The 19,595-nt window shown below is 68.1% G+C and carries 18 protein-coding genes, 1 pseudogene and 1 riboswitch; of the genes and pseudogenes, 11 read left to right on the top strand and 8 right to left on the bottom strand.

Going from position 1 to position 19,595, the window contains the following annotated elements; translation table 11 throughout:
- Positions 1 to 15: 15 nt before the first annotated feature.
- The gene (locus AKI39_RS23445) at positions 16 to 1,002 is read left to right on the top strand and encodes a metal ABC transporter substrate-binding protein (RefSeq protein ID WP_083229020.1); all 987 of its coding nucleotides are present in this window, start codon (positions 16 to 18) and stop codon (positions 1,000 to 1,002) included.
- Positions 1,003 to 1,060: 58 nt separating this feature from the next.
- Here the strand turns inward: AKI39_RS23445 and xerC are convergent, their stop codons facing one another.
- The 5 genes and pseudogenes from xerC to AKI39_RS23420 all read right to left on the bottom strand — a co-directional run.
- On the bottom strand, positions 1,061 to 2,014 hold the full coding sequence (gene xerC / locus AKI39_RS23440; RefSeq protein ID WP_066641435.1) for a tyrosine recombinase XerC: 954 nt from the start codon (positions 2,012 to 2,014) through the stop codon (positions 1,061 to 1,063).
- Positions 2,015 to 2,034: 20 nt separating this feature from the next.
- Positions 2,035 to 2,694, bottom strand: coding sequence for a DUF484 family protein (locus AKI39_RS23435; RefSeq protein WP_066641434.1), 660 nt, complete (start codon positions 2,692 to 2,694; stop codon positions 2,035 to 2,037).
- A gap of 18 nt (positions 2,695 to 2,712) precedes the next feature.
- On the bottom strand, positions 2,713 to 3,636 hold the full coding sequence (gene dapF, locus AKI39_RS23430) for a diaminopimelate epimerase (protein ID WP_066641432.1): 924 nt from the start codon (positions 3,634 to 3,636) through the stop codon (positions 2,713 to 2,715).
- A 66-nt stretch (positions 3,637 to 3,702) separates the two neighbouring features.
- The gene (locus AKI39_RS23425) at positions 3,703 to 4,593 is read right to left on the bottom strand and encodes a lysophospholipid acyltransferase family protein (RefSeq protein WP_066641430.1); all 891 of its coding nucleotides are present in this window, start codon (positions 4,591 to 4,593) and stop codon (positions 3,703 to 3,705) included.
- 179 nt (positions 4,594 to 4,772) lie between these two features.
- Positions 4,773 to 5,615: pseudogene (locus tag AKI39_RS23420) on the bottom strand (lysophospholipid acyltransferase family protein); the annotation flags it as partial.
- Positions 5,616 to 5,869: 254 nt separating this feature from the next.
- On the opposite strand from AKI39_RS23420, the gene metK reads away from it, so the two are divergent.
- The 8 genes from metK to AKI39_RS23380 all read left to right on the top strand — a co-directional run bounded on the left by metK (position 5,870) and on the right by AKI39_RS23380 (position 13,482).
- A complete protein-coding gene (gene metK, locus AKI39_RS23415) occupies positions 5,870 to 7,033 on the top strand; it encodes a methionine adenosyltransferase (protein WP_066641428.1) in 1,164 nt (387 codons plus the stop codon).
- Between the two features lie 156 nt (positions 7,034 to 7,189).
- Positions 7,190 to 8,071: an alpha/beta fold hydrolase gene (locus AKI39_RS23410; RefSeq protein WP_066641426.1), complete on the top strand. Its 882-nt coding sequence runs from the start codon at positions 7,190 to 7,192 to the stop codon at positions 8,069 to 8,071.
- Positions 8,072 to 8,160: 89 nt separating this feature from the next.
- Positions 8,161 to 8,394 (top strand): DUF1289 domain-containing protein, encoded by a 234-nt coding sequence (locus AKI39_RS23405; RefSeq protein WP_066641424.1) that lies wholly within the window; start codon positions 8,161 to 8,163, stop codon positions 8,392 to 8,394.
- Positions 8,395 to 8,459: 65 nt separating this feature from the next.
- Entirely contained in the window at positions 8,460 to 9,491 is a 1,032-nt protein-coding gene (locus AKI39_RS23400; protein ID WP_066641423.1) for a glycosyltransferase family 4 protein, read from the top strand.
- A riboswitch (S-adenosyl-L-homocysteine riboswitch) is annotated at positions 9,484 to 9,652 on the top strand. (Overlaps the previous gene by 8 nt.)
- A 125-nt stretch (positions 9,653 to 9,777) precedes the next feature.
- On the top strand, positions 9,778 to 11,196 hold the full coding sequence (gene ahcY, locus AKI39_RS23395; RefSeq protein WP_066641422.1) for an adenosylhomocysteinase: 1,419 nt from the start codon (positions 9,778 to 9,780) through the stop codon (positions 11,194 to 11,196).
- Positions 11,197 to 11,274: 78 nt separating this feature from the next.
- Entirely contained in the window at positions 11,275 to 11,613 is a 339-nt protein-coding gene (locus AKI39_RS23390) for a phage holin family protein (protein ID WP_066641421.1), read from the top strand.
- Positions 11,610 to 12,455, top strand: a complete 846-nt coding sequence (gene metF, locus AKI39_RS23385) for a methylenetetrahydrofolate reductase [NAD(P)H] (RefSeq protein WP_066641414.1) — start codon at positions 11,610 to 11,612, stop codon at positions 12,453 to 12,455. The genes AKI39_RS23390 and metF overlap by 4 nt, the downstream gene beginning before the upstream one ends.
- A 112-nt stretch (positions 12,456 to 12,567) precedes the next feature.
- Positions 12,568 to 13,482, top strand: a complete 915-nt coding sequence (locus AKI39_RS23380; RefSeq protein ID WP_066641412.1) for a CDP-diacylglycerol diphosphatase — start codon at positions 12,568 to 12,570, stop codon at positions 13,480 to 13,482.
- 25 nt (positions 13,483 to 13,507) lie between these two features.
- Here the strand turns inward: AKI39_RS23380 and AKI39_RS23375 are convergent, their stop codons facing one another.
- Together AKI39_RS23375 and AKI39_RS23370 are read right to left on the bottom strand one after the other, a co-directional pair.
- Positions 13,508 to 14,371, bottom strand: coding sequence for a proteasome-type protease (locus AKI39_RS23375; protein ID WP_066641410.1), 864 nt, complete (start codon positions 14,369 to 14,371; stop codon positions 13,508 to 13,510).
- A 78-nt stretch (positions 14,372 to 14,449) separates the two neighbouring features.
- Complete coding sequence (locus tag AKI39_RS23370) at positions 14,450 to 15,073, bottom strand: 5-formyltetrahydrofolate cyclo-ligase (protein ID WP_066641409.1); 624 nt, start codon at positions 15,071 to 15,073, stop codon at positions 14,450 to 14,452.
- A gap of 25 nt (positions 15,074 to 15,098) precedes the next feature.
- Here AKI39_RS23370 and AKI39_RS23365 point away from each other — a divergent pair, with 25 nt between their 5' ends.
- Both AKI39_RS23365 and AKI39_RS23360 read left to right on the top strand, forming a co-directional pair.
- The gene (locus AKI39_RS23365) at positions 15,099 to 17,246 is read left to right on the top strand and encodes a lytic transglycosylase domain-containing protein (RefSeq protein WP_083229018.1); all 2,148 of its coding nucleotides are present in this window, start codon (positions 15,099 to 15,101) and stop codon (positions 17,244 to 17,246) included.
- 31 nt (positions 17,247 to 17,277) lie between these two features.
- Positions 17,278 to 18,393 carry a tRNA CCA-pyrophosphorylase gene (locus tag AKI39_RS23360; protein WP_066641403.1) on the top strand — a complete coding sequence of 372 codons (1,116 nt, stop codon included), beginning with the start codon at positions 17,278 to 17,280 and terminating at the stop codon, positions 18,391 to 18,393.
- A gap of 24 nt (positions 18,394 to 18,417) precedes the next feature.
- Here AKI39_RS23360 and AKI39_RS23355 read toward each other — a convergent pair whose 3' ends face one another.
- A complete protein-coding gene (locus AKI39_RS23355) occupies positions 18,418 to 19,590 on the bottom strand; it encodes a class I SAM-dependent methyltransferase (RefSeq protein ID WP_066641398.1) in 1,173 nt (390 codons plus the stop codon).
- Positions 19,591 to 19,595: the final 5 nt, after the last annotated feature.

The following is a 19,595-nucleotide window of genomic DNA, read 5'->3' as shown; positions in this document are numbered from 1 at the left end:
TCGGGAGGTACGGATATGGCAATCGGCAATACACCACGCCAACGGTGGGCGCGGCTGGCGGCATGGCTGGGCGCCTTGTCGCTGGTCCTGTGCGCGCCGCTCGCACGCGCCGCGGACGCGCCGGACGCCGCGCCGGACGCCGCTCCCCTGCACGTCGTGGCCAGTTTCTCCATCCTGGGCGATATGGTCAGGCAGATCGGCGGCGGCGACGTAAAGGTCGATACGCTGGTCGGGCCGGATGGCGACGCACACGAATACGAGCCGACGCCGGCCGACGCCCGCGCCTTGAGCGCGGCACAGCTGCTGGTGGTCAATGGGCTGAACTTCGAGACCTGGATGAGCCACCTGGTGAAGACGGCCAATTTCAGGGGCGTCACGGTGGTGGCATCGGAGGGCGTGCGGCCGCGCGACTTCGGCGGCGACGACATCGGCGGACAGGCCGGCGGCGATGCCGGTCATGGCGCCCGCGCCGCCCGGGTCGATCCCCATGCGTGGCAGGACCTGGCCAACGGCGTGCTGTACGCGCGCAATATCGGCGCGGCGCTGGCCGAGGCGGATCCGCCCCATGCCGACGCCTATCGCCAGCGCACGGATGCCTACGTTGCCCGCATGCAGGCCCTGGACCAGCGCGTCCGGCAGGCATTCGCGGGACTGCCGCCCGAGCGCCGGCGCGTGGTGACGTCCCATGACGCTTTCGGTTATTTCGGCCAGGCGTATGGCGTCACATTCATTTCCACCATGGGCGTTTCCACGGACGCCGAACCTTCGGCCGCCGATGTGGCGCGCATCATCGACCAGGTGAAACGCGAAAAAGTGCCCGCCGTATTCCTGGAAAACGTCAGCAATCCACGGCTGGGCCAGCGTATCGCGCACGAAACCGGCGCCAGGCTGGGCGGTACGCTGTACTCCGATGCCCTGGCCAAGCCAGGGCTGCCGGCCGCGACCTACCTGGGCATGTTCGAATGGAACCTGTCGGCGTTCATGGCGGCATTGAAGCCTTGAGGCCTTGAAGCCGCGCATCGCGATCGCGGCGTGCCGTGATCCCACGGCCCGCGACATTTCAGGATTTGCGGCCGGCGCGCGGATGGGCCTTGTCGTACACCTGGGCCAGATGCTGGAAGTCCAGCCGGGTGTAGATCTGCGTGGTGGAGATGTTCGCGTGTCCCAGCATTTCCTGCACGGCGCGCAGGTCCTGCGCGGATTGCAGCACGTGGCTGGCGAAGCTGTGGCGCAGCACGTGGGGGTGCACGTGTACCGGCAAGCCCGCGGTGCGGGCCAGTTTGGCCAGCTGCGCCTGCACCACGCGCGGCGAGATGCGATGGCCGCGTGCGCCCAGGAACAGGGCGGCGGCATCGGCCGGCGTGGAGCGCGGCCCCAGCAGCGCGGCGCGGGCCGGCAGCCAGGCCTGCAGCGCCTTCACCGCCGCGCCGCCGACCGGCACGGCGCGTTGCTTGCCGCCCTTGCCCAGTACCACGACTTCTCTTTCGTCCAGGTTCAGCCAGCTGGCCGAGGTATGGTCGGGCCCGCGTTCATACCGCCAGTCCAGGCTGGTGAGTTCGGACAGGCGCAGCCCGCTGGAGTACAGCAGTTCCACCATGGCCTGGTCGCGCAGGGCCACGGGGTCGTGGCCGCCATCCGCGGCGGGTCGGTCCAGCAAGGCCTGCGCCTGTTCGACGGACAGCGCCTTGGGCAACGGGCGCGGCGCCTTGGGCGCGCGCACGCCCGCGACGGGATTGCCCGGCAGGCCGGCCTGCGGCGCCCACCATTGGTAGAAGCCGCGCCATGCCGCCAGGGCGCGCGCCAGGCTGCGCGGCCCGAGCGCCTGCGCGTGCAGGCGCGCCACGAACTGGCGGATATGGCCGTTGGCCAGGCGTTCGAGTGGAATGTCGCCCGCCAGCTGCGCCAGGTGCCGCAGATCGCGCCCGTAGCCGTCCAGCGTGTGTGCCGAATAGCGGCGATGCGCGGCCAAATGCGCCAGCCACGCTTGCATCGGGGCGGGCAGCGGGCGGTCCATGGCGTGCGTGCCGCGGTCGTTCAGGCCAGCCGGCGCAGCGCCGCCGAGGCCAGCTTGCCGACGGTGTCCAGGAAGGTCGTGGACATGTCCGGGGCGAAGCGCTCGGGGTCGTTGGATCCCAGCACCAGCAGGCCCACGGTCGGCGCTTCCGCGCCGGGACGCAGCGGGATCAGGGCCAGCGAACGCGGCTTGGCGCTGAGCCAGCTGGCGGCCTCGAATTCCGTATCGGTGCCGCAGTAGGGCGATTTCAGGCTATCGGCAAAGGTGCGCACGTCTTCGGATACGGGCTCCCCGTAGCCGCTTTCCGTCACGCTAGGCAGGCGCCACAGGCGCAGGCCGACTTCGTTCAGCTCGAATTCCCGGGCCAGGCCCAGCGCGATCTCGGCCGGTATGCGGTCGACCTGGGTTTCCGCCAGCAGGCGCGCGCACCATTGCGCCAGCCGCGTGCTGATGCCCTCGTTGGTGTTGGCGTTGTGGATCAGTTCGTTCAGGCGCCATTCCTGTTCGCGATTGCGCTCGCGCAGCATCAGGATCTGCCGTTCGCCCAGCGATATCGTGCCGATGCCGTGGGGATGCGGCACGTGCATGGCGGCGAAAACGTCGGCGTGCGACGTGAAAAAATCCGGATTGTCCCGCAGGAAATCGGCGACCTGCTGCGGGCTGAGGGCGTGATCGGTCATGAGTGGGGTACGGTCCGCTTAACGGTTCAGGGCCATGGAAAAGACGAGCTTGTCGATATCGACCGTGCCGGTATAGACGGAGGTGGCCGGCCCGCTCATGCGCAGGGCCTGGCCGTCCCAGTCGACCGTCAGGATGCCGCCGCGCGCCTGCACGCGCACCGGCGTGTCCAGCAGGCCGCGGCGTATGCCGGCGGCGACCGCCGCGCAGGCGCCGGTGCCGCAGGCCAGTGTTTCGCCCGCGCCGCGTTCGTACACGCGCAGGCGGATGTCGTGGCGGTCGACGATTTGCATGAAGCCCGCGTTCACTCGGCGCGGAAAGCGCGGATGCGATTCGACGGCCGGGCCGATGGCATGCACCGGCACGTGGTCGACGTCGTCCACCAGCATCACCGCGTGCGGGTTGGAGATGGCCACCACGGCGATCTCCACACTGGCCGGCAGGGCGGCCGGCGCATCGGGCGCGGCGGCCAGCGGCAGGGTGTAGAGCGTGTCCAGGCCTTCCTTGCGCGACGCCAATCCGGCGGCATCGAAGGGCAGGTCGATGGGGCTGAAGCGGGTGCGCCCCATGTCCACGGTGACTTGTTCGTCGTCCCCTTCGTCCAGGAGCAGGACGCCCGTGGCGATCTGGGCGCGCAGGGGGTTGCGGTCGGACAAGCCGGTTTCGTGGACGAAGCGCACGAAGCAGCGTGCGCCGTTGCCGCAGTGTTCGACTTCGCTGCCGTCGGAATTGAAGATGCGATAGCGGAAATCCGCGTCGGGTACCGTCGCGGGCTCGACCAGCAGGATCTGGTCCGCGCCGATGCCGAAGTGACGATCGCCCAGCGCCCGGGCGCGCTCGGGCGTCATGTCGATGGATTGCCGCACGCCGTCAAGGACGACGAAGTCGTTGCCGGCGCCGTGCATTTTGGTGAAGTGCCAGATCATCGCGCCATTATCGCCCAATCCGCCGCGTCCGTTACGGCTGCCCGGCGGGCCCGGCGCCGTGCCGCGCTGGCGTGCGGCACGGCCCTAGTAGAACTTCCTTTCTCCCGGCGGCCGTGTCTTGAACCGGCGATGCACCCAATAGTATTGGCTGGGGCAGCGGCGCACCCATAGTTCCAGTTCCCGGTTCAGCCGCGCGGTCGCTTCCTCCAGCGTGTCGTCGCCGGGGAAATTCTCCAAGGCGGGCAGGACATCCACGTGATAGCGGCCGCTTGCCGGATCCCAGAACTCGATGACGGGAATGACGGGGGTATTCCATTTGCGGGCGATCTGGGCCGTCGCCGGAATGGTGGCCGCCTGTACGCCGAAGAAGGGCACGAAGATGGCGCCGTCGCGTCCGAAGTCCATGTCCGGCAGGTAATAGACCGGCCGGGCCTCCCGCAGATGGCGGATCAGCCCGCGTACGCCCTCCTTGCGGCTGACCAGATGGACTTCATTGAACCGCGTGCGTCCTGCCCGCACGATGGCGTCGACGTCCGGGTCGCGTTGCGGCGTGTACATGGTCGCGCCGGTGGGGGATTCCATCGTCAGGCGGGTGGCCGCCACGTCCAGGCCGATGAAGTGGGGGGCGAGCAGGATCAGTGGCTGCTTCTCGCGGCCCAGGCGCAGGAATTCCTCGTGGCCGGACACGGTGACCATGTCGCGGATGGCCTGCGGCGTGCCGTACCAGAGCACGCCCCGGTCCACCACCGACTGGCACAGCGCGCGGAAATGTTCCCGCAGCCAGCGCTCGCGTGTTTCCCGGCTTTCCTCGGGAAAGCACAGGTCCAGGTTGATGCGCACGATGCGTCGGCGGCGGCGGGCGAATACGAGCGTGAACCAGGTCAGGATGGCGCCGGCGCGCAGCCGTGTGGCGGGGCGGGCCCGGCCGAACCAGGAGAACAGGGCGACCAGGGCGCGATGCTTCAGGCGGCTCATCGTGAGCCGTCTCCCGGTGCGCCGTCCGAACCAGCGGCCGGGGGGCGGCTGTGCGACGCGGGCGTGCCACTGCTGGCGTTACCGCCCGAGCCCGCGGTCGCGCCGGTCTCGCGGGTGGCAACGGCGGCGGTGTCGCCGTTGCGGCTACCTTCGCCGGGGCTCGCGGCTGACCGGGCGACGGCATCGGGTGCCGGCGGCGCGCCGCGTGGCGCCTTGTAGCGGTTGTAGCTCCACAGGTATTGCTCCGGAAAGCGGCGGATCAGGGTTTCCATGGCGGCATTGAAAAGGGCGGCTTGCGCTTCGGCCGTATCGGGCAGGGGGCCCGGCACGCGGATATAGTGGACATGCCAGCCGCGGCCGCGGGGGAGCCGTTCGCCCGCCGTCAGAACGACCGGGACGTCGTGTGGGGCGGCCAGCTTGCCTGGCAGTGTCACGGTATAGGCCATGCGGCCGAAGAAGGGCGCCCACACGCCGTCTCCTTCCTTGGGCGCCTGGTCCGGCAGCATGCCCACGCCTTCGCCGCGACGCAGGGCGCGCACGAATTCCCGTACGCCCTGCATCGTGGCGGGTACCGCGCGCAGCGTGGACGTGTTACGGGCGGCGTCCAGCAGGGGCGCGATGGCGGATTGGCGCGGCGGGCGGAACATGACCGTCAGCGGCAGCTGGCGGGTCAGGTGCCGGGCCGTGATCTCGAAGCATCCCAGATGGGGCGTCATGAAGACGACGCCGCGGTTTTCTGCGCGCGCGGCCTCCACGACGGCTTCGTCGTCCGAGTACACGCGTGCGAGGCACTGGTCGGTCTGGAACCAGACCTTGGGCATCTCGAAAATCATGGCGCCGGCCTGTGCCGCGGCTTCCCGGGCGAAGGCCGCGTCCGGATAGCCCGCCTGCGCGGCATTGGCGCGCAGGCGCTCCCGGTATTTTCCCGGGCAGAGATAGGCCAATATGCCGAAGAAGCGCCCCATGCCATGCAGCACGGAGAGCGGCAGGCGGGCCAGCAGGCGGAACAGGGCGACGAGCAGCATGCGATGGGGACGGATGAAAGCCGTCATTTTCGCTTAAAATACGAAAGGTCGCCGAGTTAACCGACAACTTGCGGGGCGACGCGCGCCGGGTCCGACGGGATTGCATGCCGACGGCACCGCGCACGCAAAATCCGCTAAAGCGTCGCGCCATGGTCAAGGTCTTGCTGATTGCGATCCCAGGTGCAACGCACCTTTCGTCAATCCGGCCGCGGGTCGCTCGCGTCCCGCCGGTCCAGCAAGGAAGCTAAACCGTGGCACATAGCGATTACCTCTTCACTTCCGAATCCGTTTCCGAAGGCCATCCGGACAAGGTCGCGGACCAGATCTCCGACGCGGTCCTGGATGCCATCTTCACGCAGGATCCCAACGCCCGCGTGGCCGCGGAAACCCTGTGCAATACCGGCCTGGTCGTCCTGGCCGGTGAAATCAGCACGTCCGCCAGCGTCGACTACATCCAGGTCGCACGCGATACGATCCGCCGCATCGGCTACGACAACACGGAATACGGCATCGACTACAAAGGCTGCGCCGTCCTCGTCGCGTACGACAAGCAGTCTCCCGATATCGCCCAGGGCGTGGACCGCACCTCGGAAGACTATCTGAACCAGGGCGCCGGCGACCAGGGCCTGATGTTCGGCTACGCCTGCGACGAAACGCCGGACCTGATGCCCGCGCCGATCTGGTATTCGCACCGCCTGGTGCAGCGCCAGAGCGAACTGCGCAAGGATGGCCGCCTGCCGTGGCTGCGTCCGGACGCCAAGTCGCAGGTGACATTCCGCTATGTCGACGGTCGTCCCGTCGAAGTCGATACGGTGGTGCTGTCGACCCAGCACGCGCCTGAAGTGTCCCAGGAAACCATCCGCGAAGCCGTCATCGAAGACATCATCAAGCCCTGCTTCCCGGCCGGCCTGATCACCACCAAGACGCGCTTCCTGGTCAACCCCACGGGCCGTTTCGTCATCGGCGGCCCGCAGGGCGATTGCGGCCTGACCGGCCGCAAGATCATCGTCGACACCTACGGCGGCGCCTGCCGCCATGGCGGCGGCGCGTTCTCCGGCAAGGATCCGTCCAAGGTCGACCGTTCCGCCGCCTATGGCGCGCGCTACGTGGCCAAGAACATCGTCGCGGCCGGTCTGGCCCGCCAGTGCGAAGTCCAGGTCAGCTATGCCATCGGCGTGGCCGATCCCATCAACATCACGGTGTACACCGCCGGTACCGGCGTCATTCCGGACGAGCAACTGGCCAGGCTGGTGCGCGAGCACTTCGACCTGCGGCCCAAGGGCATCGTCAACATGCTGGACCTCCTGCGTCCGATCTACTCGAAGACGGCCGCCTATGGCCACTTCGGCCGTTCGGAACCCGAGTTCACCTGGGAAGCCACCGACAAGGTGCAGGCGCTGAAGAAAGCCGCCTGATCGATACCGGCGCCGGAGGGTATTCCATCCGGCTGCCGTATCCACCCCAAGCCGCGACGGCAACGTCCGCGGCTTTTTTTTGCTTGTCCGCCGCCTCGCCGTGATCTCCGGGAAAAGGCAGGGTAAGCTCGGTCCGCAGTATCGGGAGGTTCATCCATGACATCGTTTTTCGACTTGCCGGTGCGCCGGTTCGACGGACAGGGCACACATATCGCCACCCGTATCGCGGGCGATGGGCCGCCATTGCTCTTGCTGCACGGCCACCCGCAGACCAGCGCGATGTGGCATCGCGTGTGGCCGGCGCTGACGGCGCGCTACACCTGCATCGCGGCGGACCTGCGCGGCTATGGCGATAGCGGCAAGCCCGCCGCGGCGCCGGACCATGCGGCGCATTCCAAGCGCGCCATGGCCGCCGATATGGCGGCGGTGATGCGGGCGCTGGGCCATGAGACCTTCAACGTGCTCGCGCACGACCGCGGCGCGCGGGTCGCGCACCGGCTGGCGGTGGATCACGCAGAGCGCGTGCAACGCCTGATGCTGCTGGATATCGCCCCGACGCTGGACATGTACGAGAACACCACGCGCGCCTTCGCGCAGGCCTACTACCACTGGTTCTGGCTGATCCAGCCGCCGCCGATGCCGGAAACCATGATAGGCCGCGACCCGGTGTTCTACGTGCGTTCGATCATGGGGGGACGTCCCGGCGGCCTGGCGATTTTCGATCCGCGCGCGCTGGCTGAATATGAGCGCTGCGCCGTGCTCCCGGGCTTGCCCGTGGGCATCTGCGAGGACTACCGCGCTTCGGCGACGATAGACCTGGAGCACGATCGCCAGGACCGCGCCGATGGCCGCGGCGTGCGCTGTCCCCTGCGCGTCCTGTGGGGCGCCCGCGGCGCGGTCGGCCGCAATTTCGACGTCCTGGCCCTGTGGCGCAACGTCGCGCAGGACGTCCAGGGCCATGCCGTCGACGGCGCCCACTACCTGGCCGAAGAACTGCCCGAGCAGATCAGCGAAGAGGCGCTGCGCTTTTTTGGCTAGAGGCTGGCGGGCCGGATAGCCGGACAAGACCACTTGGCCGTGTCCAGGGCCCTGCCAGGGCGGTTCCGGCCCGGTGCTATTCTTGCGGCATGCCAGACCCTATTCCCGATCTTTGCCCGCCGTCCGCCAAGGACCCTGAACGCGTCTTTACCGCCACGGATTCCCCCTGCGTGGCCGTGTGTTCCACCCTGTTCGACGAGGTCTGCCGCGGCTGCGGCCGTACCGCCATGGAAGTCGCGAACTGGGTGTCCATGAGCGACGAGGAAAAGCAGGCGGTCTGGCGCCGCATCAAGGCGCAGGGATATCCCCGCCGTTCGTCATGACTGTCTCAACGATGTCATAAACCCGGCGCCAAATAAGGGCTTTCCGGTTATCCCTAGAAAAGCCCATGCTCATCGCGCTGGTTACGGATGCCTGGCATCCGCAAGTGAACGGCGTCGTCCGTACCTGGACGACCATGCTGAAGATCCTGGCCGGCTGGGGCCACGAGGTGATCGTCATCAGCCCGGAAGGCAGCCGCACGGTCCCCGCGCCGTCCGAGCCCGACCTGCGCCTGTGCATCCAGCCCGCCAAGCAATTGAAGCGGCTGCTGGGCGACGTGGTGCCGGATGCGCTGCACATCGCCACGGAGGGCCCGCTGGGCCTGGCCGCGCGGCGCATGGCGCTGCGGCGCGGCTGGCGCTTCACGACTTCCTTCCACACCATGTTTCCCGACTACCTGCAGGCACGGATGGGCATCCCCGCGTGGCTGCCCTGGCGCTACATGCAGTGGTTTCACAAGCCCTCGCAGCGGGTGCTGGTACCGACGCCCACGGTGCGCGACACCGTGGCGCGCCATGGCCTGAAGAACCTGCAGGTATGGTCGCGCGGCGTGGACGCCGAACGCTTCCAGCCCGGCGCGCGCGACGCGTTCGGGGACCTGCCCCGGCCGGTCTTCCTGAGCGTGGGCCGGGTGGCGCGCGAGAAGAACCTGGACGCTTTCCTGTCCCTGGACCTGCCCGGCAGCAAGGTCGTCGTGGGCGGTGGACCGGATGAGGAGCGCCTGCGTCGCAAGTACCCCAATGTCCGCTTCACCGGCATGCAGGCCGACGATGTGTTGCCCCGGTACTACGCCGCTGCGGACGTGTTCGTCTTTCCCAGCCTGACGGATACCTTCGGCCTGGTGATGCTGGAAGCGCTGGCTTGCGGTACGCCGGTAGCCACCTTCCGCACCGATGCGCCGATGGCGGTCCTGGAGGACGGCGTGACGGGCTGCCTGCGCGACGACCTGCGCCAGGCCTGTCTGCAGGCCCACTCGCTGGACCGTGACGTCGTGCGCCAGCATGCGTTGACACGGACCTGGGATGCCATCGCCACGGACCTGCTCAACGCGCTGGTTCCGCTGACTTCGGCGACCCGCTACAATATCGCCCACGCCTGAGGAGCGTTGCGACGGGGAAGGCCGCAGCCAGGCCGATGCGCAGGACCATGCGCGCGGCAATGTGCATGGCAAGCATGCACGGTGTGTGTCCCCCGCCAGGCTCAGGCTCAAGTTCGGCTGTCCATGCATCGCGTGGCGGCATGCAACGGCGCTCACCTTTGTCGCATGCGTGGCAGAGGCGGGCGCGCCAAGCTATCTGGTGTCATCCCGGCCCGAAACAGGCCGGGGCGTTGCGCACGTTTCGGGCCGCGGTGTGGCGCCGTCCGTTTATACGTGGAGCCAACCCATGAACACCGTTTCCGAAAAATCCGTTTCCGACTACATCGTCGCCGATATCGGCCTGGCCGGCTGGGGCCGCCGCGAAATCGCCATCGCCGAAACCGAAATGCCCGGCCTGATGGCCACGCGTGAAGAGTACGCCGCCGCCCAGCCGCTGAAGGGCGCGCGCATCGCCGGCAGCCTGCACATGACCATCCAGACCGCCGTGCTGATCGAAACGCTGAAGGCGCTAGGCGCGGATGTGCGCTGGGCTTCCTGCAATATCTTCTCGACGCAGGACCACGCCGCCGCCGCCATCGCCGAAGGCGGTACGCCGGTCTTCGCCGTCAAGGGCGAAACCCTGACCGAATACTGGGACTACACCCACAAGATCTTCGAATGGCCCAATGGCCAGCATGCCAACATGATCCTGGACGACGGCGGCGATGCCACGCTGCTGCTGCACCTGGGCGCGAAGGCGGAGTCCGATCTCTCCGTGCTGGCCAAGCCGAGCAGCGAGGAAGAGCGCGTGCTGTTCGCCGCCATCAAGGCCACCCTGGCGCGCGATCCCAAGTGGTATTCGACCCGCCTGGCGCAGATCCGCGGCGTGACCGAGGAAACCACCACCGGCGTGCATCGCCTGTACCAGATGTCGCAGCGTGGCGAATTGGCCTTCGCCGCCATCAACGTGAACGACTCGGTGACCAAGTCCAAGTTCGACAACCTGTACGGCTGCCGCGAATCGCTGGTGGATGGCATCAAGCGCGCCACCGACGTGATGGTCGCCGGCAAGGTTGCTGTCGTGGCCGGCTACGGCGACGTCGGCAAGGGTTGCGCGCAGGCCCTGCAGGCGCTGCGCGCCCAGGTCTGGGTCACGGAAATCGACCCCATCTGCGCCCTGCAGGCCGCGATGGAAGGCTACAAGGTCGTGACCATGGAAGAAGCCGTGGACAAGGCCGACATCTTCGTCACCGCCACCGGCAACTACAACGTCATTACGCGCGCCCACATGGACCGCATGAAGGACCAGGCCATCGTTTGCAACATCGGCCACTTCGATAACGAAATCGATGTCGCGTCGCTGGACGGCTGCAAGTGGGAAGAGATCAAGCCGCAGGTCGATCACGTGATCTTCCCGGACGGCAAGCGCATCATCCTGCTGGCCAAGGGCCGCCTGGTGAACCTGGGCTGCGCCACGGGCCATCCTTCCTTCGTGATGTCCTCGTCCTTCACCAACCAGACCATCGCGCAGATCGAACTCTACACGCGCAACGACGCCTACGAGAAGGGCCAGGTCTACGTGCTGCCCAAGCAGCTGGACGAAAAGGTGGCTCGCCTGCACCTGAAGAAGCTGGGCGCCAACCTGACCACGCTGCGTCCGGACCAGGCCTCCTACATCGGCGTGCCGGTGGACGGCCCCTTCAAGAGCAATCACTACCGCTATTGATGGTGTAGTCTTGTGGGGACGGCATCGTCCAGCGGACGGCGCCGTCCTTTTCAACCATACGATGCGGGAGATTCGAACATGACCTTGATCCTCGTCTGGATCCTGAACGCGGTGGCCCTGCTGGTGGTCGCGTATCTGCTGCCCGGGATTGCCGTGGCCAGCTTTGGGTCGGCGTTGATCGCCGCGCTGGTGCTGGGCTTGTTGAACATGCTGGTCAAGCCGGTGCTCGTTCTGCTGACGCTGCCGATCACCATCGTCACGCTGGGTCTGTTCCTGATCGTCCTGAACGCGCTGTTGTTCTGGTTCGCCGGGTCCATCCTGAAAGGCTTCCAGGTCAACGGCTTCTGGTGGGCGGTGATCGGTGCGATCTTGTACAGCATCATCTCCGGCCTGCTCTCCACGCTGCTCGTCTCATGACCGATACCACTACGCCGGCCTACAGCCTGGAATTTTTCCCGCCGCGCGATATCGCCGCGCAGGAACGCCTGCTGCGGGCGGCCAAGCAGATGCTGGCCATCCACCCGCGCTATGTCAGCGTGACCTTCGGCGCGGGCGGCTCCACCCGCGAGGGCACCGCCGGCACCGTGCGCATGCTGCGCAATCTGGGCGTGGACGCGGCCCCGCACCTTTCCTGCGTCGGCGCCACGCGCGAGGACCTGCGCGCCATCCTGGCGTCCTATCGCGACGAAGGGGTGCGCCAGGTGGTCGCCCTGCGCGGCGACATGCCGTCGGGCATGGGCGGCGATGCCGGCGAATTGAAATACGCGCGCGACCTCGTGGCCTTCATCCGCCAGGAAACCGGCGACTGGTTCCACATCGAGGTCGCCGCTTATCCCGAAATGCATCCGCAGGCGGACAACCCGTCCAGCGATCTTGATCATTTCGTGGACAAAGTGCGCGCGGGCGCCAACAGCGCGATCACACAGTATTTCTTCAATCCGGACGCCTATTTCGATTTCGTCGAACGGGCGGCGGCCAAGGGGGTCTCGGTGCCGGTGGTGCCGGGCATCATGCCGATCACCAACCATACCCAGCTGGCGCGGTTTTCGCAGATGTGCGGTGCGGAGATCCCGCGCTGGATTCGCCTGCGCCTGGCCGAATTCGGCGACGACAAGGCATCCATCCGCGCCTTCGGCGTCGACGTGGTCACCGACCTGTGCCGCAAGCTGCTGGATGGCGGCGCACCTGGCCTGCACTTCTACACGCTGAACAGCGCGGAAGCCCCGATGGCGATCTGGAAGAACCTGACCAGCACGTGATTGTCATTTCCCTTCGATAGCATGGCCCCGGGCATCCATATGCGGATGATGGGCAATGTCGATGGGATGGATCGCGAGACCGAGTGGTGTTTCGATAACGCGCGTATGGGCAGTGGCCGCGCCGCTGGCATGGGCGCTGCCGCTGGCGCTGGGCGGGGCGCTGGCCATGGCGGCCGCCGTGGCGGAAGAATCCGAGCCGGGCGCCGCCTCGCGTCCCGTGCCGGGCCCGGGCTGGGCCGTCATGGACCGGCGCGGCGTCCTGTGGACGGTGGTCCGCCAGTGCGTGGCGAACGCGCCGGCCCGGGGCGCCCAGGGCGGCGGTCCGCCAGACGGAACCGATGAAGTATCGCGGCCCAACGCGTGCGCGCGCGTGGATCCGCAAGCGGGCTATGTCGTCCTGAAGGACCACAGCCCGGCCAAGCCGTACGCCTTCCTGCTGTTGCCCACCGACCGGGTGACGGGTATCGAGGACTCCCGGCTGTGGGTGACCGGCGGCACCAACTATTGGCGTGCCGCCTACGCGAACTGGCGGTACGTCGAAAAGGTGCTGAAGCGACCGCTGCGCCGCACCCAGGTCGGTTTCGCGGCCAATTCCATCTACGGCCGCACCCAGGACCAGTTGCATATCCACATCAGCTGCATCCGGCCCGACGTGGCCGCCACGCTGGCCGACCATATCGGCACGCTGAGCGACAGGCACTGGACCTGGCTCCCGCCGATGGCGGGCAAGTCGTACCGCTATCGAGCCCTGTTGACGGACGACGCCGCGCTGGCGCGCACGGATCCGGTTCGCCTGCTGGCGGGCGACGTGTATCCGCGCGGGTCCATGCTGCCGCACACGCTGTTCATGGCGCCCGTGACCCTGCCGGACGGCCGGCAGGGTTTTGCGTTCCTGGATAGCGAAGCGGATCAGGACGTCCGGCAGGGGCACGGTACGGCTGCCGGCAACCACGGCGCGTCCGAAGAACTGCTGGACGATAGTTGCGCCATCGGGCGAGGCGGCGTGGCCGCGCGGTCGGGAAGGTAGCGCCTGCCGGGGCGCCAGCCCCGCATCATTCCTGCTGCGACGTATCGCGTCCCTCGGCCAGCGCCTGCGCCGGCACGACATCCGTCGGCTCGGTGCTGCCGGGCCGCACCCGCACGGGTTGGTGCGTGCGCCCGGGAGGCACCAGGGTGTCCGGCGAGCAGGGGTTGGTCCAGACCGGGGCATCGATTTCCGCGAATACCTGGCGCAGCTTTTCACCCCAGCGATTGCGGATCATCTGGAAGTAGGCGTTGTTCTCGTCGATGTTCGCGAAGCGGGTCACCCGCAAGGCGTCGGTTTCGTAGACGAGCAGGTCCAGCGGCAGCCCCACCGAGATATTCGAACGCAGGGTGGAGTCCATGGAAATCAGTGCGCACTTGGCCGCTTCGTCCAGCGACGTGTCGGGCTCCAGCACCCGATCCAGGATGGGCTTGCCGTACTTGGCTTCGCCGATCTGGAAATAAGGGCATTCGGCGTGCGCCTCGATGAAGTTGCCGGCCGCGTAGACCTGGAACAGGCGGCAGCGCTCGCGGCCGATCTGGCCGCCGAAGATCAGCGTGATATTGAATTCCACGCCTTGTTCGTGCAGGGCGCGGGCATCGCGGCGATGCACTTCCCGTATGGCGTCCCCTACGATGCGCGTGGCCTCGAACATATTCGGCGCGCTCCAGATCGAGCCCGGGTCGGCGCTGTCGTGCATCGACAGCGTGTTCACGACGGACTGGCTGATTGCGAGGTTGCCGGAGGTCATCAGCACCATGACCCGTTCGCCCGGACGCTCGAACACGTTCAGTTTGCGGAATACGCTGATCTGATCCACGCCCGCGTTGGTGCGTGAATCCGCCAGGAACACCAAGCCGGCGTGCAAATGGGCCGCGACGCAATAAGTCATGGATGCTGGGTAGGGGTTAATCCTGGCATTTTAATAAACCCGGGCAAAAAGGGCAGCCCGGGATCCGTCCCGAAAACTTCAGGGCGCCTTGGGCACCCAGCCGTCCGGTGTGAGGATGGCGTCCAGCCGCACGTCGTGCGGCTCGGGAACATGCGTGTCCTCCAGGCGCCCGACCGTCCAGGCGACGCCGATCGCGGTGAACGCGTGTCCCGCGTCCTTCAGCGCCGCCAGCGTACGGTCGTAGTAGCCGCCGCCATAGCCGACTCGGTCGGCCTGGGCGGTGTAGCCCAGCGTGGGGACCAGGATAAGCCCCGGCGTCACGGTGGGGCCGGCCAGCGGCTCCGGGATGCCGTAGGCGCCTTCCTGCATGGGCGCGTCCGGCGTCCAGGGGCGGAACTCCAGCGGCTGGCCGGGGGCCCGCACGGCGGGCAGCGCCACGGTGATTCCCTCTTCCACCCACTGGCTGAGCAGCGGCCGCAGATCCGGCTCGTCCTGCAGCGGCCAGTACGCCGCGATGGCGGACAGTTCCGGGCGGCCGGCCTTGCGCGCGGCATCGCGCGCAAGCGCCACCCAGGTAAACAGCCGGCCACGCATGAGCAGGCCGCCGCGTTGGCGCTGCGCATCGTTCAACGATGCACGGGCCTCCCGCAATCGCTTGCGCAGCGGTACTGCGTTATCCTTCAGCGTATTTTTCGTGATCATTCGGTGCAGGTGTTAAGGAGAACTGATGCGTAGGGGGGAATCGGGACGTTATCAGAAATCGCCCGCGGCCGACGCCGGGCGGCTGTTGCGTCGCGCATTGCCGCTGCTGGTGCTGCTGACCTCCGCGTGCGCGCCGGTGGACGCCCAGCAGCGCGCGGGCCAGGATTCCCCCGCGCTGCCGGCCGCCGGCAATGCCCCCGCCGCCGCGGTCGCTCCTGCCGTTCCGGTCACCACCCTGGCCAACGATCCGTCCGCCAGCGCGCGGCCCGAAGACGTGTCGCTGCTGGCCACCGAGCCGCTGACCCCGGCGCGTCAGGCCGTGGTCACCGCGCGCGACGCCATGACGCGCAAGCAATGGTCGGCCCTGGCCGTCGTCGTGCCGCAGGCACGCGAGGACATCCTGGGCATCTACCCGGAATACTGGCTGCTGCGCTATCAGGTGTGGAACATGCCGCGCGCGCAATGGCCGTTGGACCAGCTGCGGCGCTTCATCGAGCGCAATCCCGACGCCTACCTGGCTGACAAGCTGCGCGCCGACTGGCTGTTGGCCGCCGCGCGTTCGGGCGACTATGACACCGTCAACAAGCTCGCGCCGGTCAAGAACGGCAACGCGCAGACCGATTGCGCCACGCTGGAAGCCCGTTACATGACGGGCAGGAAAGTCAGCGGCGCGGAAGCCATGCGCGCCTTCGCCCCAGGGGTCTGGTGCTGGTCCCTGTACGATGACCTGGTCGCCAATCATGTTCTGGGCTGGAACGACCTGCAGCCCCGGCTGCGCGATGCGATCGAGGACAACAAGCTGGCCGACGCGCGCCGGTATGCGGGTTATCTGTTCGAACCCCCCGAACAGAAAGCCTACGACGCGATGATCAAGGACCCGATGAAGTGGCTGGTGCGCCAGCCCAAAACGCCGCGCACGCAGGCCGAGACCGAGCTGGTCACCCTCGCGCTGGCACGCCTGGCGCGCGGCAATCTGGACGTGGCCGATTCCTATGTGCGGCGCGAATGGGCCAGCGCGCTGCCGCGGCAGGATCTGGCATGGGTGCGGGCGCAGCTGGCGCTGGTGGCGGTGTTGAACCAGGATCCGCGCGCGCACGACTGGTACGTCGAGGCCGGCCATATCCGCCTGACGCAGTACAACGAGGAATGGAAGATCCGCGCCGCGCTGCGGCAGCCCCGCATCGATTGGAAAGGCGTGATCGCGTCCATCGATGCCATGTCGCCGGAGGCGCGCGACGAACCCGCGTGGATCTACTGGCACGCGCGGGGCCTGGCGTCCATCGGCCGGCGCGAAGAGGCGCAGCGGGAATACGAGCGCATCGCCGGCCAGTTCACCTTCTATGGCCAGCTGGCGGCCGAGGAACTGGGCCGCACCATCACCGTGCCGCCGCGCGCCGCCCCGCCGACGCCGCAGGAAATGGCGCAGGCGCGCGCCAATGCGGGTCTGCAGCGCGCGGTGGCGCTCTTTCACCTGGGCTGGCGCGGCGAAGCCGTGCCCGAATGGAATTACGCCCTGCGCGGCATGGACGACCGCCAGTTGCTGGCCGCGGCTGAACTGGCGCGCCGGGAAAGCATCTACGACCGTGTGGTGAACACCTCGGATCGAACCGAAAAGCAGTTCGACTTCACGCAGCGCTACATCGCTCCCTTCGAAGGCCGCGTCGCCGCCAAGGCCAGCCAGGTGGCGCTGGATCCCGCCTGGGTCTACGGGCTGATCCGCCAGGAATCGCGCTTCATCATGGACGCGCGATCCTCCGTGGGTGCATCCGGGCTGATGCAGCTGATGCCGGGCACGGCCAAATGGGTGGCCAACAAGATCGGCTTGAGCAACTTCACGCCCGGGCAGGTCAACGACTTCGACACCAACACCTTGCTGGGCACCTCCTACCTGAGCATGGTGCTGCAGGACCTGGACGGTTCGCAGGTCCTCGCCAGCGCCGGCTACAACGCCGGTCCGCGTCGCTCCATCCGCTGGCGCGCGACGCTGACCCATCCAGTCGAAGGCGCGATCTTCGCGGAGACCATACCCTTCACCGAAACGCGTACCTACGTAAAGAACGTCATGGCCAACGCCACGTATTACGCGGCGATGTTCACCGGCCAGCCGCAATCGCTCAAGCAGCGGCTGGGGCAGATCGCGCCGCAGCCGCCGGAACGGACGGACCTGCCGTGAAACGGGGCGGCCGCCACCACTCGCGGGTGTCCTGGTGACCGATCCGGTGCTGGACGGCCTGCGTGCCTATATCGTGGGCGGTGCCGTGCGCGACGAGCTGCTTGGGCTGCCGGCGGGCGACCGCGATTGGGTGGTGGTGGGCGCGACACCCGAAGCCATGACCCGCCGCGGTTTCGTGCCCGTGGGCGGCGATTTCCCCGTATTCCTGCATCCCCGGACACACGAGGAATATGCCCTGGCGCGCACCGAACGCAAATCCGGGCGCGGCTACAAGGGCTTTACGTTCTACACCGGCAGCGACGTGACGCTGGAGGAAGACCTGGCGCGGCGCGACCTGACCGTCAACGCCATCGCGCGCGACGCCGACGGCCGCCTCATCGATCCGCTCGGTGGCGTGCGCGATATCCACGCCCGCGTCTTGCGCCATGTCGGCGAGGCCTTCGCCGAGGATCCCGTGCGCATCCTGCGGCTGGCGCGCTTCGCCGCGCGTTTCGGGGATTTCAGCGTGGCGCCGGAAACGCTGGCGTTGTGCCGTGCCATGGTCGATGCCGGGGAGGCCGACGCGCTGGTGCCGGAGCGCGTATGGAAAGAGCTGTCGCGTGGCCTGATGGCCGCGCAGCCCTCGCGCATGATGGACGTGCTGGCGCAGGCCCAGGCCTTGCCGCGTATCCTGCCCGGCTTGCGCGTGGACGATGCGGTCAAGGCCGACCTGGACGAAGCCGCGCGCCGCGATCTGCCCCTGCCGGGGCGCTACGCCCTGCTGTGCCGGGCGTCGCCGCAAGGAGCGGAGCTCTCCGCGCGGCTGCGCGTCCCCACGGAATGCGCGGACCACGCGCGGCTGCTGCCCGTGGTGCTGGACGGCCTGGATGCCCTGGCGGCCGGGCCGGGCGTCCCCCATGACGCCGCCCGGCGCCTGGCGCTGATGGAACGCTGCGACGCCTTGCGCAAGCCTGACCGCTTCATCGAGCTGCTGCGTACGGCCGGCGTGCGGACGGCGGTGGACCCGGCGGCCTGGCAAGCCGCCTTGCAGGCCATGCGCGGCGTCGATGCCGGCGCCATCGCGCGCCAGTACCCCAAGCAGCCGGATTGCATCAAGGAGGCGCTGCGCGAGGCGCGCCTGCGAGCCGTGCGCGAAGTCCTGGAATAGCCACCGCGCGCCTGGCGATGGGCGCTACAGCATCGCGCGCCGGTCGCCGCGCCGGAAGCCGGCCAGCGGCGGTGTCACGTCACGGCCCACGGCCAGTACCTTGAACAGCTCGCCCATTTCGGCTTCGGACAGCAGCTTCTGCACGGGCGCGATGGCGCGCGCATAGGTGGCGGCATCGTTGGGATCCAGCTGCGCCATGCGTTCCATCAGGCCCGCGTTCACCAGGAACTTGGCCTGGGACAGATAGCCCAGCACGTCCAGTCCGCCTGCCAGCGCGGCGTCGGCCATGGCGGTGAAATCCACGTGCGCGGTGATGTCCTGCAGGCCGGGCGCCAGGAAGGGATCGGCATGCGCATGATGGCGCAGGTGGCACATCAGCGTGCCGGCGGCGCGCTGCGGGTGGTAGTACTCATGGCGCGGAAAACCATAATCGATGAGCAGCGCGGCGCCGCGCCGCAGCCATTGGCCCATGCCGCGCACCCAGGCTTCGCCCCGCAGATTGACTTCGGAGACATAGCCTTCCAGGGGTGGCATGCGCTCGGCCATGACCTGGGCCAGGCGCGGCGGCGCCGGGCGGTCCGACCAGGCAAAGCCGCCTTCCGGCGTTGCCACGACCCCGCGTTCCAGCAGCGCGCCCGTATCGTCCCAACGGAACACCTGTACCGGCATGGCGTCCAGCACTTCGTTGGCCAGCACGCAGCCTTCGAATGCATCCGGCAGCCGGTCCAGCCAGGCGACCCGTTCGCCATGCGCCGCCAGCCGCGCCTGCTGGCGTGCGCGCAGGTCGGCCGAGACCTCGACGATGCAATAGCGCACGTGCAGTCCTTCGGCGTCCAGGCTGGCCAGCACCTGTTCGGCCAGCGCGCCGGTGCCGGCGCCGAACTCCAGTACGTTCAACGTGCCGGTCTGCCGCAGCACCTGGGCGGCCTGCGCGGCCAGTACCTGGCCGAACAGCGGCGTCAGCTCGGGCGCGGTGATGAAGTCCCCTGCCAGCTGCGGGTCGCCGGCCGATTCCGCCAGCTTGGCGCTGCCGGCGGCGTAGTAGCCCAGGCCGGGCGCGTACAGGGCCTCGGCCATCCAGTGTTCGAAGGACAGCCACCCGCCCGCCTGGGCGATCGCCGATCGCAGATGCGCGGCCGTGCGCTCGGCATGGGCGCGGGATGCGGCATCCAGGGGCGGGGGGAAGGTCTGCGACATGAAGC

The organism is Bordetella sp. H567 (assembly GCF_001704295.1).
Taxonomy (GTDB): domain Bacteria; phylum Pseudomonadota; class Gammaproteobacteria; order Burkholderiales; family Burkholderiaceae_B; genus Bordetella_C.
The sequence above is the reverse complement of the archived record's forward strand: the minus strand, read 5'-3'. Positions and strand labels throughout refer to the sequence as shown.

Excerpts from the sequence above, each read along its gene's own strand:
- AKI39_RS23445 (WP_083229020.1), top strand. The coding sequence starts at position 16 with ATGGCAATCGGCAATACACCACGCCAACGGTGGGCGCGGCTGGCGGCA.
- xerC (WP_066641435.1), bottom strand. The coding sequence starts at position 2,014 with ATGGACCGCCCGCTGCCCGCCCCGATGCAAGCGTGGCTGGCGCATTTG.
- AKI39_RS23435 (WP_066641434.1), bottom strand. The coding sequence starts at position 2,694 with ATGACCGATCACGCCCTCAGCCCGCAGCAGGTCGCCGATTTCCTGCGG.
- AKI39_RS23425 (WP_066641430.1), bottom strand. The coding sequence starts at position 4,593 with ATGAGCCGCCTGAAGCATCGCGCCCTGGTCGCCCTGTTCTCCTGGTTC.
- AKI39_RS23410 (WP_066641426.1), top strand. The coding sequence starts at position 7,190 with ATGACATCGTTTTTCGACTTGCCGGTGCGCCGGTTCGACGGACAGGGC.
- AKI39_RS23405 (WP_066641424.1), top strand. The coding sequence starts at position 8,161 with ATGCCAGACCCTATTCCCGATCTTTGCCCGCCGTCCGCCAAGGACCCT.
- AKI39_RS23400 (WP_066641423.1), top strand. The coding sequence starts at position 8,460 with ATGCTCATCGCGCTGGTTACGGATGCCTGGCATCCGCAAGTGAACGGC.
- ahcY (WP_066641422.1), top strand. The coding sequence starts at position 9,778 with ATGAACACCGTTTCCGAAAAATCCGTTTCCGACTACATCGTCGCCGAT.
- AKI39_RS23390 (WP_066641421.1), top strand. The coding sequence starts at position 11,275 with ATGACCTTGATCCTCGTCTGGATCCTGAACGCGGTGGCCCTGCTGGTG.
- metF (WP_066641414.1), top strand. The coding sequence starts at position 11,610 with ATGACCGATACCACTACGCCGGCCTACAGCCTGGAATTTTTCCCGCCG.
- AKI39_RS23375 (WP_066641410.1), bottom strand. The coding sequence starts at position 14,371 with ATGACTTATTGCGTCGCGGCCCATTTGCACGCCGGCTTGGTGTTCCTG.
- AKI39_RS23370 (WP_066641409.1), bottom strand. The coding sequence starts at position 15,073 with ATGATCACGAAAAATACGCTGAAGGATAACGCAGTACCGCTGCGCAAG.
- AKI39_RS23365 (WP_083229018.1), top strand. The coding sequence starts at position 15,099 with ATGCGTAGGGGGGAATCGGGACGTTATCAGAAATCGCCCGCGGCCGAC.
- AKI39_RS23355 (WP_066641398.1), bottom strand. The coding sequence starts at position 19,590 with ATGTCGCAGACCTTCCCCCCGCCCCTGGATGCCGCATCCCGCGCCCAT.